Below are 13,643 nucleotides of genomic sequence, written 5' to 3' on the forward strand. Positions count from 1 at the left end.
TCCCCGTCAGTCGTCTTTAAACCGAACCGACGCGAGCGTCGGCAGGCGCCGACGCATCTCGGCTTCGACATCGTCCAGAAACTGCGCGCGTTTGCGGTACATGGAGCGCTTGTTGGGCTTCACTTCGGCAAGATCGCGCGCCGGCGGGTCGCGATCAAGCTCGAAAAAGACCGGATCCACGGCGCGCCCGCCCCGGTCGCGCCAGATCTCGTCGTAATCCAGGGTGAAGGGGTCTTTTTTGTTGAGGAACGGATGAAGCTGATGGCGATGGGCGTTCGAGACGGCGTAGATTCGCTCCGCGCCCGTCGCCCGGCACAGCATGCGCAGAAGCTCCAGGATGAAATCCCGCGGCCGCTGGCCATGGAGAGCCTTCGTAAGATCGCGGTAAAGGTCGCGCGCGTCCTCCCGGTTGCGCCCTTGCAGCCCGCCGATGAAAACCGCGCGCGTCCCGTCGGCGTCCCGATTGAAGGAGAAAGCCAAGGAATAGGCGCGGAAGCTTCCGATGAAGAGATTGAGCGTGAGCTGGCCCTCGCGCATGAACCATTTCGGCTGATCGAGCACGACGCGCAGGCCAGGATAGATCTCGCCGAGCTCAAGCAGAATGAGCTTCTCCTCGACGCCGAACGAAAAGGGCGGGCCGAGCGCATCGACGATCTCGCAATGATCGGCGATGCGGCGCAGCCGTTCGCGCGCCGGCCAGGAGGCGGTCTGATAAGGCCAGATGAGCGCGCCCAGCGTCTCCGGCCGCTCGCGCAAAAGCCGGCCGAGATCGGATGAGGCGGGCGCGTCGAGCATGGCGAAAACCGCAGCACGATGGCGCCAGGCGGCCGCAAGGATCAGCGCGCGGTTGCGCAGCGCGCGCGGGCGCCAGCCCGGCGCGGCGCGTCCGACGGCTTCGATCAGGCGGCTTTTCCTGGTCAGCCTCACCCCCGTATTTTGCGATCCGGCGTCTATCATAACCCGGCGCGCGCATCGACCGGCCGGCGCGCCTGAACGGGGCGCGGATGCAACAGGCGTTCCGCCGCAATACGATTAGGCTCAAGGCGCGTCCTGGGATAGGCTTCAAGGGCTGTCAGCGGGGAGAACAGCCATGATCGTCAAATCAGCATGCGCGGGCGTGTTGCTCGCCCTTGTCGCGACGTCGGGCGCGGCTCAGGATGAGACGCGCGAAGCTGGCGCCAAACGCGCGATCGGGCCGCAAATCGAAGCGGGGCGGCTTGAGCTGCGTCCGGAGCTGCTTGCGCCGCAGGGCGCCGAACTCGAATGCGCGGCGTTCGCTGAAGATCTCTGGTCCTATGTGAACGCCAGGCGCGGGACCAGTCCCGGCGACCATCGCATCGGCGCCAAGATGGCGGCCGTGAAAATCCGCTCGCGCGACGGCGCGACATATCCGTGGGGACACGGCGCCTATTCCGAGGGCGCCTTCGGCTGGGGCGGCGACAGGCTGATCGGCCGGTTCACGGTGCTGTACAGCGACCGTCGCGCAGGCCTCGGCGCGCGATTCGATGCTGCGCAGGCGGACATTCAGGACGTTACGCTCCACAAGGACGGTCGCGTCGAGATCATGCTGAGAAGCTGGGGAAACGCCGTCATCGGACTTGAAGACGTCCGTTGCTACGGCGACGGTTTTCTCGCCGGAATAGCGCGGGAAGGAAACGGCGTGTCGATCGTCAGCTTCGCGCTGAGAAAGGAAATCATCACGCCGGACTCGCATCCGGCCAAGCTCTGGCCGTAATGGCGCAACTGATGGAAGGGGAAAATGAGATGGCGAAAGTCGCCGGCATCGGCGGATTTTTCTTCCGCGCGCGCGATCCCAAGGCGCTCGCCGCCTGGTATGAGCGGCATCTCGGCGTCGCTGACATCGCCAACGGCGTCTGGACGCAGGAGGCTGGCCAGACCGTGTTCGCGCCCTTTGCCGCGAACACGGATTATTTCGGCCGACGCGAGCAGCAATGGATGATCAACTTCCGCGTCGACGATCTCGCCGCCATGACGGCGCGGCTGAAAGCCGCCGGCATTGATGTTGAAACCCGCGCAGAGTGGGATTCGCAAGCCGGCCGCTTCGCGCGCATTCATGACCCGGAGGGCAATCCCATCGAGCTGTGGGAGCCTGCGCCCGGCGGCGCGAAAGCGGTCGATTAACGAAGTCGCTGCGCAAGAGTCTTGGCGCGCGGGCCTGTGCGACCTAGGACATCGAGGCTGTCGCGTGGTTTCCCAGCGAGCTCTCGCATGTCCGGGTCGTCGGTTGATCTCACGTCCTTTACGCGCCTGATGGCGTCGCTGCGCGCCGACGGCGGCCGATTTGCGGTCGACGTGCCGGAGGACTGGCGCCAGGGGCGCACGACCTATGGCGGGCTCGCCGCGGCGCTGTGCCTCGAGGGCGCGCTGCGCGCCATGCCGGATCTCGCCCCGCTGCGCTCGGCCCAGATCGTTTTCATCGGTCCGGCGGACGGCATGCTGGCCGTAGAGGCGTCGGTGCTGCGCGCCGGGCGTTCCGTCACCTTCGTCGAGGCCGATCTTTCCGCCGACAAGGGTCTCGCCGCACGGGCGATCTTCGCTTTCGGCGCGGCGCGCGAGTCGATGTTCGATCGCGCCTTTCTGCCGGCGCCGTCGATAAAGCCGCCGGAGGATTGCGAGCCCTACATCCCTGAAGGCATGGGCCCGCCCTTCGCCGCGCATTTCGAGACGAGGCTCGCGGCGGGCGGGCGACCGGGAACGGGATCGTCCGGGTCCGATCTTTTTCTCTGGGTGCGCCATCGCGACCGCGCGGCGACGTCGTTGTCCGCGCTGCTGGCCCTTGCGGACATGCCGCCGCCGGCGGTCATGCCGATGTTCCCGCGCTTCGCGCCCATCAGCTCCATGACCTGGGGCGTGAACTTTCTCGCAACGGATTCATCGACCGAGGACGGCTGGTTCCTGCTCGCGACCAAGGCGGAGAACGCCGCCGACGGCTATTCCAGCCAGGACATGTTCGTGTGGGCCCGGGACGGGTGCCCGCTCGTCGCAAGCCGCCAGTCGGTGGCGATCTTCATCTGACGGCGGCGCGCGGACGCGATCAGCCCTCCAGCGCCTCGCGTTTCGTCTCCAGCGCCAGCCATTCCTCCTCCGCCGCGGCGAGGGCGGCTTCGGCCTTCTCGAGTCTGGCGGCGGCGTCGTGAAACATCGCCGGGTCGCTCGCGAACAAAGCGGGGTCGGAGAGTTTCGCGCGCAGCGCCGCGATCTCGCGTTCAAGCGCTTCGATGCGTCCGGGCAATTGTTCGAGGGCGAATTTCTCCTTGAAGCTGAGCTTCTGCCGCGCGGCGGGCTTTGCGGGCGCCGTCTCTTCTCGACGCGGCTTCGCGCGCGCGCCGGGCTGCGCCGGCGCGTCCTCAAGGCCAGGCGCGCTTCCGCGCTGGGCGAGCATGTCTTCATAACCGCCGGCGTATTCGAGCCAGGTTCCGGGCGGCAGACCGGCGGAAGGCGGCGCCGGCGCGACGACGGACGTCACCAGCCGGTCGAGAAAGCTGCGGTCGTGGCTGACGAGCAATAGCGCGCCGCGATAGTCCGCCAGCGTTTCTTCGAGCAGGTCGAGGGTTTCAAGGTCGAGGTCGTTCGTCGGCTCGTCGAGGACGAGCAGATTTGAGGGCCTGGCGAGCGCGGCGGCGAGCGCCAGGCGCCCGCGCTCCCCGCCCGACAACGCCGACACGGGCGCGCGGAACTGCTCCGGCGCGAACAGAAAGTCCTTGAGATAGCTTGCGATATGACGCTTCTCGCCATTGATCTCCACCCAATCGCCGCGCCCGTCGACGATGGCGTCGGCGACGCGCGCGTCGGGGTCGAGCGCGGCGCGGCGCTGGTCGAGCGTGACGATCTGCAGGTTCGTCCCCAGACTGACGGTTCCCGCGTCGGGCGCCAGCGCGCCGGCGAGAAGCTTCAGGAGCGTCGTCTTGCCCGCGCCGTTCGGACCGACGATTCCGACGCGGTCGCCGCGCGCGATCTCGATGGAGAAGTCCCGCACGACCGCGCGCCCGCCGAAGGACTTTGAGATTTTCTCTGCGACGATCACGCGTTTGCCGGCGACCTCGCCGCGGGCGAGGGAAAAGACGACGTTTCCGGGCCGCCGTCGCGCCTCGCGGCGGGCCTTGCGCATTTCGTCAAGCTCGCGCAGCCGCCGGACGTTGCGCTTTCGTCGCGCGGTGACGCCATAGCGCAGCCAGTCCTCCTCCATGGCGATCTTGCGATCGAGCTTGCGGCGCGCGGCTTCCTCCTCTTCCAGCAGCTGGTCGCGCCATTCCTCGAAAGCGGAAAAGCCGCGATCGAGCGCGCGCGTCGCGCCGCGGTCGATCCAGACCGTCCGGGCGGTGAGATTTTCGAGGAAGCGCCGGTCGTGGCTGATGACGACGATTCCGGCCGCGCTCTCGGCGAGAAAGGCTTCGAGCCAGGCGATCGCCGGCAGATCGAGATGGTTGGTCGGCTCGTCGAGCAACAGAACGTCGGGCTCGGGCGCGAGGGCGCGGACAAGCGCGGCGCGGCGCATCTCGCCGCCTGATAGCGCGCGCGTCGAAAGCGTCGGCGACAGGCCGAGCGCGGCGAGGAGTTTCTCTGCACGAAACGATTCGGACGGATCGGACAGGTCCGCGCAGGCGAAGGCGCCGACGGTTTCATACCCCGAAAGATCGGGCTCCTGCGGCAGATAGGCGATGCGCGCCGCCGGGTCGACGAAGCGCTCTCCGCCGTCCGGCTCGATAAGGCCGGCGGCGATTTTCAGAAGCGTCGACTTGCCCGAGCCGTTGCGCCCGACCAGCGCGACGCGCTCGCGCGCGGCGAGGGAAAGGGCGACGCCCTCGAGCAGCGGCGCGCCGGCGAAGGACAGCCTGATTCCGCTCATCTGAAGCAAAGGCGCCATCAGCCGACCGGATAGCCGGGCGCCATGAGGGGTTCAATGGGAAAGGAGCGTTCGGAAAAATCGGCGCGGAATAAGGAAGGATACGGAACCCGCGCGCGGCTATTGCAGCTTGGCGGCGCGCAGGTCGCTGATCGCCTTGTCGATCATCGCCGCCTGGGCGCCCTGATCCATACGCTTGCGGATGATCTCGCGGGCCGCCTCGACGGCGAGCTCGGCGGCCTGTCCGCGCACTTCGGCGAGGGCCTGGGCTTCGGCGCGGGCGATCTTGTCTTCGGCCGCCTTGGTGCGGCGCTCGATCTGCTCGTTGATCTTGTCGCGGGCTTCCGCGGCGAGGCGCTTGGCGTCGCGCTTGGCCTGCTCGACGATGCTCTTGGCCTCGTCTTCAGCCTCGCGCTGGCGGCGCTGGTAATGGGCCAGAAGCTCCTGCGCCTCCTCGCGCAGACGTCGGGCGTGGTCGAGCTCGTCGGCGATGCGCTGGGCGCGCTTGGCGAGGGCGTCGCCGATTTTCTTATGGACGCGGAAATAGGCGAAAACGCCGACCACGACCAGAAAGGCGAGGCTCACCCAGAGCGCGGTGTCCTGCCACCAGGCCGTCTCGGCGTGACCGGCGGTTTCCGCTGCGGCGAGGCTGATTGTCGCGAGGCTGATCATCGGCGCGTCCTCAGGCCGCCTTGGCGACGCCGTTGAGGGCCGAATCGACCGCCTCCGGCGTCGGGGTTTCGTCGATCAGCGCCTCCACGACGGCGCGCGTGACCTCGGCGGCGGCCTCGCGCACTTTCGCGGCGGCGTCTTCCTTCATGGCGGCGATGCGCGCCTCCGCGGCGGCCAGACTCGCCGCGACGCGGGCGTCCGCTTCGCGCTGCAGTTCGGCGAGCTCCTCGTTCAGCGACTCGCGGGTTTCGGCCGCGATCGCGCGCGCGCGCGCCTTGGCGTCGGCGAGGGCGGCCTCATAGGCGGCTTCAGCCTCTTCGGCCTTGCGTTTGAACTCGGCGGCCTGGTCGAAGTCGTCGGCGATGCGGTCGCGACGTTCTTCGATCACGCCGCCGAGGCGCGGCAGCACGAAGCTCGTCATGATCCAGTAGAGGAAGCCGAAGGTGACCGCGAGCCAGAAAAGCTGGCTCGGATAGGTCGAGGCGTCCATCTGCGGCAGGCCGGGCCCGGCCTCGCCCGCCCCCTCGACGACAGGGGCGGCGGCGGGCGCGGCGGCGCTGACGAGGATCGCGACGAGGGACATCAGGCGAAAGCTCCCCTTTCCGGAATGCTCCGGGAAGCGCTTTAGAACACGAACAGGATGAGCATCGCGACGACGAAGCCGAGCAGGCCCGTGAACTCCGTCAGCGCGAAGGCGAGAAGCAGCGTCTGCTGATTGCCGGCCGAGGCCGAGGGGTTGCGGAACGCGCCGGAGAGAAAATTGCCGAAGATCACGCCAAGGCCCACGGCGGCGCCGGCGAGCGGCAGGGCGGCGATTCCGGCGCCGATGAGTTTTGCAGCTTCAGCTTCCATGTTTTTAACTCCCAATTGTCCTTTGAGCCTTTGGTCCCTTGGCTTCGCGGCCGGCCCTTAATAGGCCGCGAAGGGAAAGACAAGTCCTCGCTCCTCAGTGGTGCCCGGCATGCACCGCGTCGTTGAGATAGATGCAGGTGAGGATGGCGAACACATACGCCTGAAGAAACGCTACGAGCAGCTCGAGCAGCGTCACCGCGACGATGCCGAGAAAGGGAAAGATCGACAGCCAGCCGAAGGTCGCGCCCGCGCCGAACAGCATGACGATGAAGGTCGCGAACACTTTCAGGATCACGTGGCCCGCCAGCATGTTGGCGAACAGTCGGATCGACAGGCTTAGCGGGCGCGACAGGAAGGAGACGAACTCGATCAGCACAATGAGCGGCAACAGCCAGATCGGCACGCCCGACGGCGCGAACAGTTTCAGAAAGCCGAGGCCGTTTTTGTAAAACCCGTAGACGATGACGATGGAGATCGAGAGAATCGCCAGCGCGAAGGTGACGATGATGTGGCTCGTCGTGGTGAAGGTATGAAGCCCGTGCGGCGCGCCGGGAATGGTCGGGAAAAGGCCGAGGAGGTTGGCCGTCAGGATGAAGATGAAGAGCGTGAAGACGTAGGGGAAGAACTTCATCCCTTCCTGGCCGATGGCGCCGCGCACCATGTCGGCGACGAACTCGTAGGCGACTTCCGCCGTCGACTGCAGCGGGCCGGGCACCAGCGCGCGCCGGCGTATCGCGGCGAGAAAGAACGCGGCAGAGACTGCCACGGCGATGATCATCCACAAGGCGGAGTTGGTGAGCGAGATGTCGATCGTCCCGAGCGAAAGCGGCACGAGGGGGACGATCTCGAACTGCTCCATCGGCCCGGCGGCGTTCAACCCGATCATCGTTCCTGCACCCCTGCGCCTTGGGCGCTCGGAACGGCGCCGCCGGCTGTTCGTCTCAATCGTCGTTCCGCCCGTCCGCAGGCGGAGCGTTTCCCGTTGCTTTCATGGCGCGCGCCACGTTCAGCACGCCGGCCGCGAAGCCGAGGAATATGCCCGCCAGGAGCCCCCAAGGAGAGGTTCCCGCCAGCCGGTCGAGCCCCCATCCGAGCAGGACGCCCACGATCAGCCCGGCGAGCAGCTCGCTGGACAGGCGGAACGCCCGCCCCATCCCGGAGCCGTCCTTCGCGCGCGGTTCCTTCGCGTTCGCATCGCCGCCGCGCGCGGCGGCCAAACGCTTCGAGAACTCATCAAGCGAGGGCGGTTGTTGCTTGCCGGCGTCGTCCGCCATGGGCGTGCCCGAAAAGAGGCGCGAGCGGCCGCCCGCGCCAGAAATCGCGGCGGACCTTAGCCGCGGCCCCCGGCAGCGTCAAGCAAACGATTTTTCGCCTAACATGCTGGCGGAAAAGCAAAATTCCCGCCGCGGCGTCTCGCCGCGGCGGGCTCTTTCCTATTCGCCCGGAACGGGGAAGCCCCGGTCGCGCAGCAGCGCCTCGATGCGCGCGTCGCGGCCGCGGAAAGCGCGATAGGCCTCGGCCGGATCGACGGCGTTGCGCGGCGCGAAAAGGTGCTCGACGAGGCGGCTCGCCACTTCCTTGTCGTAAAAGCCGCCCGGCGCCTCGGCGAAGGCCTCGGCCGCGTCCGACGTCAGAACGTCCGCCCACATATAGCCGTAATAGCCGGCCGAATAGCCTTCGCCGGAAAAGATATGCCCGAAATGCGGGCTGCGGTGACGCATGACGAGCTCGTCCGGCATGCCCAGCTCGGCGAGGGTCTCGCGCTCGAACGCGTCCGGGTCGATCCCGGTCGGGTCGACCATGTGGAAGCGCATGTCGACGAGAGCCGAGGCGAGATATTCCGTGGTCGCAAAGCCCTGGTTGAAGGTCGCCGCCGCCTTGATCTTGGCGACGAGCTCGTCCGGCATGGGCTCGCCGGTCTCGTAATGCACGAGGAAGCGGTCGATGACTTCGTCGGTGGCGAGCCAGCGTTCGAGAAGCTGCGACTGGAACTCGGTGTAGTCGCGCACGCCGCCGTTCAGGGTCGGATAGGCGACATTCGACGACAGCGAGTGCAGCGCGTGGCCGAATTCGTGGAAAAAGGTCTCCGCATCATCCCAGGAAACCAGCACCGGCTCGCCCGGCGCGCCCTTGATGAAGTTCGAATTGTTTGAGGCGAGGACGGTCTTTTTCCCGCGAAAGGTCTCATGGCTGCGATAGCTCGTCGCCCAGGCGCCCGAGCGCTTGCCCGGCCGCGCGAAGGGATCGAGATACCACAGGCCGACATGCTCGCCGCTGGTCCTGTCGGTCACTTCCCAGACTTTCACGTCGGGATGAAAGACCGGGACCGAGCCTTCGGGAGCCGGCGCGAAGTCGAAATTGAACAGCTCGCCCGCGACGAAGAACATCGCTTCGCGCAAGCGGTCGAGCTGCAGGTATTGCTTCACTTCGTCCGAGTCGAGATCGTATTTCGCCTGACGGACTTTCTCCATGTAATAGCGATAGTCCCAAGGCTGAATGGTTATCCCCGCGCCTTCGGCGTCGGCGAGGGCCTGCATTTCGGCGACCTCCTCGCGCACGCGCGCGACCGCCGCGGGCCACACCGCCTCCATCAGCGCGAGCGCGCGCTCGGGCGTTTTCGCCATGCGGTCTTCGAGCCGCCACTGCGCGTAATTGTCATAGCCCAGAAGCGCGACGCGCTCGTCGCGGAGCTGAAGAATTTCGGCGATCACCGCGTTGTTGTCGTATTCGTCGCCATTGTCCCCGCGATTGTAATAGGTCCGCCAGACCTTCTCGCGCAGATCCCGTTCGTCCGAATACGTCAGAAACGGATCCATCGAGGAGCGGGTGTTAGTGATCGCATATTCGCCTTCGCGCCCGCGCTCGGCCGCCGCCGCGGCGGCCGCTTTTACGAAGGACTCCGGCAGGCCGCCGAGCTGGTCTTCGGTAATGTAGGTCACATACGACTCTTCGTCGTGCAGGACGTTGTTGGCGAATGTCGTGTGCAGCTCGGCGAGGCGCTTGTTGATGGCGGCGTAGCGTTCTTTCGCTTCGCCTTCGAGCGTCGCGCCGTTGCGCGCGAAACCGTCATAGACGAGATCGACGAGGCGCTTCTGGTCGGGACGCAGCGTTTCATATTCTCCGCCTTCGCGCACCGCCTTGATGCGCGCGAACAGGGCGGCGTTCTGGGTGATCTTCGAGCGATAATCGGCGAGCTTCGGCGCCATCTCCTGCTGGATCTCGCGGAACGCGGGCGTGGAGAGGTTCGACGACCATATGCCCCAGTAGACGAAGACGCGCCCGATGGCGTCGCCGGAGGCCTCCAGCGCCTCGATGGTGTTGGCGAAGCTCGCCGGCTCGTCGTTGTTCGCGATCGCGTCGATCTCGGCGAGGTGCATCGCCATGGCGGTCTCGAGCGCGGGCTTGAGCGCGGCGAGATCCATCCTGTCGAAGGCCGGAACGCCGCCATAAGGGCCGGTCCACTCGGCGAGCAGGATGTTGTCGGCTTCGACGGCCTCCGAATCGGCGGCTTCGGCGGCGCTTTCGGCCTCGCTCGCCTCCCTCGCGCAGCCGGCCAGCGCGATGGCGGCGATTCCAACGGTGAAAAGAAGAGTCCGGCGCATCATGGTCGTCCCGTCCCTGTTTTGTTTCGGCGATCAAATCGGCGTCGCAGTCGATACACGCCGCGCCCGCCTTATTCTCAACACAAAATGCGGCGGAGCGTTATTCCGCCGCGGCGAGCTGTTCGGCCTTGCGCAGATCGACCGAGACAAGCTGGCTCACGCCGCGCTCGACCATGGTCACGCCGTAAAGCCTGTCCATGCGCGACATGGTGAGCGCGTGGTGGGTGATGATGATGAAGCGCGTCTCGGTCTCCTGCGCCATTTCGTGCAGCAGCCGGCAGAAGCGCTCCACATTCGCGTCGTCGAGCGGCGCGTCGACCTCGTCGAGCACGCAGACCGGCGCCGGGTTCGCCATAAAAACGGCGAAGATGAGGGCGGTGGCCGTCAGCGCCTGCTCGCCGCCCGACATCAGCGACATGGAGGCGAGCTTCTTGCCCGGGGGCGAGGCGAAGATTTCGAGTCCCGCTTCGAGCGGATCGTCGGAATCGATGAGCCGCAGCTCCGCATGGCCGCCGTTGAACAGGCGCGTGAACAGGGTCCCGAAATTGCGGTTGACGGTCTCGAACGCCTCGACGAGGCGCTGGCGCGCCTCGCGGTTGAGCCCGCCGATCGCCGCGCGCAGCTTGCGCACGGCGCCGTCGCAGTCGGCGCGCTCGGCGGCGAGCTCTTCGAGCCGCGCGGCGACCTCGCGCATCTCTTCGTCCGCACGCAGATTGACGCCGCCGAGATTCTCCCGCTCGCGCTTGTAGCGTTCGAGCCGGCGCTCGACGTCCTCGCGGGCGGGAAGCGGCGCGCCGTCCTTGTGCTCGGCGATGGCGAGCAGCTCTTCGGGCGGCGCGCTGCAGGTCTCCTGCGCGACGCCGGCGGCTTCCTCCACGCGCAGGACCGCGCTTTCGGCCTGGGCTTCGAGGCGCGCGCGCGCCTCGCGCGCCTCCGCGGCGGCGCGGTCGGCGGCCTTGGCGCCGCGGTCGGCCTCCTGCGCGTCGGCGACGGCGCGGGCGAGCGCGTCGCCGGCTTCGGCGCGGCGGCGTTCGGCCTCTTCGATGCGGTCGATGAGCGCCTTGCGTTTTTCCTCGATCTCGGCGGGCGCGTCGGCGGCCTCGGCGCGGGCGGCCTGCGCGTCGGCGAGGCGGGCTTCGAGCTCCCTGATGCGCGCCTCGGCGGTCTCGCCGCGGCTCGCCCAGACGCCGCGCTCGCGGCCGATGTCGGCGAGGCGGTCGGCGCGCATCTTCGCCTCGCGGGAAAGGTCGGCGTGCGCCGCGCGCGCTTCGCTCGCCCGCGCGCGCGCGCCGGCGAGCGCCTCGCGCAGTTCTGCGAGCGCTTCGGCGATGAGCGCCGGGTCGGGCAGGGCGTCCTTCTCCGCGCGCCGCGCCGCGAGAGCGGCCTCGGCTTCGGCCCTGTCTTCTTCAAGACGGGCGAGCGCCTCGTCGATGGCGGTGATGCGGGCCGAGGCGCGGGCGTGCTCCCGCTCGCGGGCGGCGAGGTCCGAGCGCGCCGCCTCGAGCTCCCGGCGGCTCTCGGCGAGCAGGCTGCGCGCTTCGCGCTCGATCTCCTGCCGGCGGGCGAGGGCTTCGCGCGCCGACTGGTGTTCTTCGGCCGCGGCCGCGGCGCGCGCCGTCGCCGCCTCGAGGTCGGCGCCGAGCGCGGCGAGGCGGTTGCGCTGCTCAAGCCGGATGGCGGCGGGCGTCTTCGCCTCGGCGCGGCTGACGAAGCCGTCCCAGCGCCACAGATCGCCGGCGCGCGAGACGAGCCGCTGGCCCGGCTGCAGCGAGGCCATGAGGCGCGGACCCGCTTCGGGCGCGACGACGCCGATGGCGGCGAGCCGGCGCGCAAGCCGCGGCGGCGCCTTGACGAAGCGCGCAAGCGGCGCGGCCTCGGCGGGAAGCGCCGTCGCCAGGCCTTCAAGCGGCGCGGCGCCATGCGCCGACCAATGGGCCGGCGCGGCGTCGTCGAGCGCCGCGCCGAGGTCGTCGCCGAGCGCGGCGGCGAGCGCGTTCTCATAGCCGGGCTCGACGTCGACTTCCTCGATGAGCGCCGGCCAGTCGCCGTCGCCGTGCGATTCGAGCACGCGCTTCAGGGCGTCGCATTCGGCGCGGATTTCGGAAAGCGCCTGCTCGGCCTTCTGGCGCGGGCCGCGCAGGGCCGCCTCGCGCTCCTCAGCGCCGGCGCGCTCCTCCTCGGCGCGGTGGAGGGCGGTCTCGGCGGCGCGCGCGGCTTCCTCGGCGGCGACGAAGCGCGCGGCCGCCTCGTCGAGCGCGCGGGCCTGCGCCGGCGTCGGCTCGATGGAGGCGCGCTCGGCGGCGAGCGCGTCGATCTGGGCGCCGATCTTGCGCAGCCGGCGCTCGGTCTCGTCGATGGCGGCGGCGGCGGCGCGCCGGCGCGCGTCGATCTCGGCGGCCTCGCGGCTCTTGGCGTCGAATTCGCGTTCGGCCTCGGCGAGGCGTTCGGCGGTCTCGGCCATCGTCTCGCCGGCGCGTTTCAGGCGCTCGGCCTCGGAGGCTTCGCGCGCCTTGAGGCCCGCCTCCTCGCGCGCGAGCGTGTCGACGGCGCTCTCGGCGTCCTTCAGGAGCTCGCGTTCGCGGGCGAGGTCGCCGTCGAGCCGCTCGATCTCGCCGGCGAGGCGTTCGAGCGCGGCGGCGGCCCGGCGGGCTTCGTCGTCCAGCCCCTCGCGCGCGACGGTCAGCCGGTGCAGCGCCGCGGCGGCCTCGGCCTCCGCCTGGCGCAGGGGATCGAGCGCTTCATGCGCGGCCGTCTGGGCGGCGGAGGCGGCGGCCGCGGCGCGCGCCGTGTCCTCGATCAGCGCGGCGATCTCGGCGAGGCGCGCCTCGGCCTCCTGGCGCGCCTCGACCGCTTCGCGCCAGCGCAGATAAGCGGTCATCGCTTCGGCCCGGCGGATGTCGCCGGAGATGTTACGATAGCGCGTCGCCTGGCGCGCCTGGCGGGCGAGGGCGGCCTTCTGGCTCTCCAGCTCGCCGATGACGTCGTCGAGCCGTTCGAGATTCTGCTCCGCCGCGCGCAGGCGCAGCTCCGCCTCGTGCCGGCGGGTGTGCAGGCCGGTGACGCCCGCGGCTTCCTCAAGCAGACGGCGGCGGTTCTGGGGCTTGGCGTTGATGAGCTCGGCGACCTGGCCCTGGCGGACCAGGGCCGGGGAGTTCGCGCCCGTAGCGGCGTCGGCGAAGAGAAGCTGCACGTCCTTGGCGCGCACCTCCTTCGCGTTGATGCGGTAGATCGACTGCGTGCCGTCCTCTTTCTGGACGATGCGGCGCGAGACCTCGATGACCGGGCTGTCGTTATATTCGGCCGGCGCGGAGCGGTCGGCGTTGTCGAGGGCGAGCGTGACCTCCGCCCAGTTGCGCGCCGGACGCATCGACGTGCCGGAGAAGATGACGTCGCCCATCCCTTCCCCGCGCAGGGCCTTGGCCGAGGTCGCGCCCATCACCCAGCGCAGCGCTTCGAGCAGGTTCGACTTGCCGCAGCCGTTCGGCCCGACCACGCCGGTCAACCCGTCGCGGATCTCGAAATCCGTGGCGTCGACGAACGACTTGAAGCCGACAAGGCGAAGATTGGTGAACTTCACGTGCTCAGTCCCGGCGACGGCCCGGCCCGGCGGGGGCCGGACAGGCGCTTGGAAAGCCGAGTGATCGCCGATTCTG

General features: G+C 68.7%; 12 protein-coding genes. 3 read left to right on the top strand and 9 right to left on the bottom strand.

Annotated features, from left to right (window positions below; all coding sequences use genetic code 11):
- Positions 1-6 precede the first annotated feature (6 nt).
- Positions 7-927, bottom strand: a complete 921-nt coding sequence (locus CHB64_RS11010) for a VirK/YbjX family protein (protein ID WP_159462481.1) — start codon at positions 925-927, stop codon at positions 7-9.
- 163 nt (positions 928-1,090) lie between these two features.
- On the opposite strand from CHB64_RS11010, the gene CHB64_RS11015 reads away from it, so the two are divergent.
- The 3 genes from CHB64_RS11015 (at position 1,091) to CHB64_RS11025 (ending at position 3,036) form a co-directional block, all read left to right on the top strand.
- Complete coding sequence (locus tag CHB64_RS11015) at positions 1,091-1,735, top strand: hypothetical protein (protein WP_089412685.1); 645 nt, start codon at positions 1,091-1,093, stop codon at positions 1,733-1,735.
- 29 nt (positions 1,736-1,764) lie between these two features.
- Complete coding sequence (locus tag CHB64_RS11020) at positions 1,765-2,142, top strand: VOC family protein (RefSeq protein WP_089412810.1); 378 nt, start codon at positions 1,765-1,767, stop codon at positions 2,140-2,142.
- Between the two features lie 87 nt (positions 2,143-2,229).
- Entirely contained in the window at positions 2,230-3,036 is an 807-nt protein-coding gene (locus tag CHB64_RS11025) for an acyl-CoA thioesterase (protein ID WP_089412686.1), read from the top strand.
- 19 nt (positions 3,037-3,055) lie between these two features.
- Here the strand turns inward: CHB64_RS11025 and CHB64_RS11030 are convergent, their stop codons facing one another.
- The 8 genes from CHB64_RS11030 to smc form a co-directional block, all read right to left on the bottom strand.
- Positions 3,056-4,867 (bottom strand): ABC-F family ATP-binding cassette domain-containing protein, encoded by a 1,812-nt coding sequence (locus CHB64_RS11030; protein ID WP_234993350.1) that lies wholly within the window; start codon positions 4,865-4,867, stop codon positions 3,056-3,058.
- Between the two features lie 117 nt (positions 4,868-4,984).
- Positions 4,985-5,536 carry a F0F1 ATP synthase subunit B gene (atpF, locus tag CHB64_RS11035; protein ID WP_089412688.1) on the bottom strand — a complete coding sequence of 184 codons (552 nt, stop codon included), beginning with the start codon at positions 5,534-5,536 and terminating at the stop codon, positions 4,985-4,987.
- Positions 5,537-5,546: 10 nt separating this feature from the next.
- Entirely contained in the window at positions 5,547-6,119 is a 573-nt protein-coding gene (locus CHB64_RS11040) for a F0F1 ATP synthase subunit B family protein (RefSeq protein WP_200815338.1), read from the bottom strand.
- A 41-nt stretch (positions 6,120-6,160) separates the two neighbouring features.
- Positions 6,161-6,388 carry a F0F1 ATP synthase subunit C gene (locus tag CHB64_RS11045; protein WP_089412689.1) on the bottom strand — a complete coding sequence of 76 codons (228 nt, stop codon included), beginning with the start codon at positions 6,386-6,388 and terminating at the stop codon, positions 6,161-6,163.
- Positions 6,389-6,482: 94 nt separating this feature from the next.
- Positions 6,483-7,271 carry a F0F1 ATP synthase subunit A gene (locus CHB64_RS11050; RefSeq protein ID WP_375790379.1) on the bottom strand — a complete coding sequence of 263 codons (789 nt, stop codon included), beginning with the start codon at positions 7,269-7,271 and terminating at the stop codon, positions 6,483-6,485.
- A 58-nt stretch (positions 7,272-7,329) separates the two neighbouring features.
- The gene (locus CHB64_RS11055; RefSeq protein WP_089412691.1) at positions 7,330-7,662 is read right to left on the bottom strand and encodes an AtpZ/AtpI family protein; all 333 of its coding nucleotides are present in this window, start codon (positions 7,660-7,662) and stop codon (positions 7,330-7,332) included.
- Positions 7,663-7,821: 159 nt separating this feature from the next.
- Positions 7,822-9,990: a M3 family metallopeptidase gene (locus CHB64_RS11060; protein WP_089412812.1), complete on the bottom strand. Its 2,169-nt coding sequence runs from the start codon at positions 9,988-9,990 to the stop codon at positions 7,822-7,824.
- Between the two features lie 100 nt (positions 9,991-10,090).
- Positions 10,091-13,567, bottom strand: a complete 3,477-nt coding sequence (smc, locus tag CHB64_RS11065) for a chromosome segregation protein SMC (protein WP_089412692.1) — start codon at positions 13,565-13,567, stop codon at positions 10,091-10,093.
- Positions 13,568-13,643: the final 76 nt, after the last annotated feature.

It is taken from the genome of Amphiplicatus metriothermophilus (genome assembly GCF_900199215.1).
Taxonomy (GTDB): Bacteria; Pseudomonadota; Alphaproteobacteria; order Caulobacterales; family Parvularculaceae; genus Amphiplicatus; species Amphiplicatus metriothermophilus.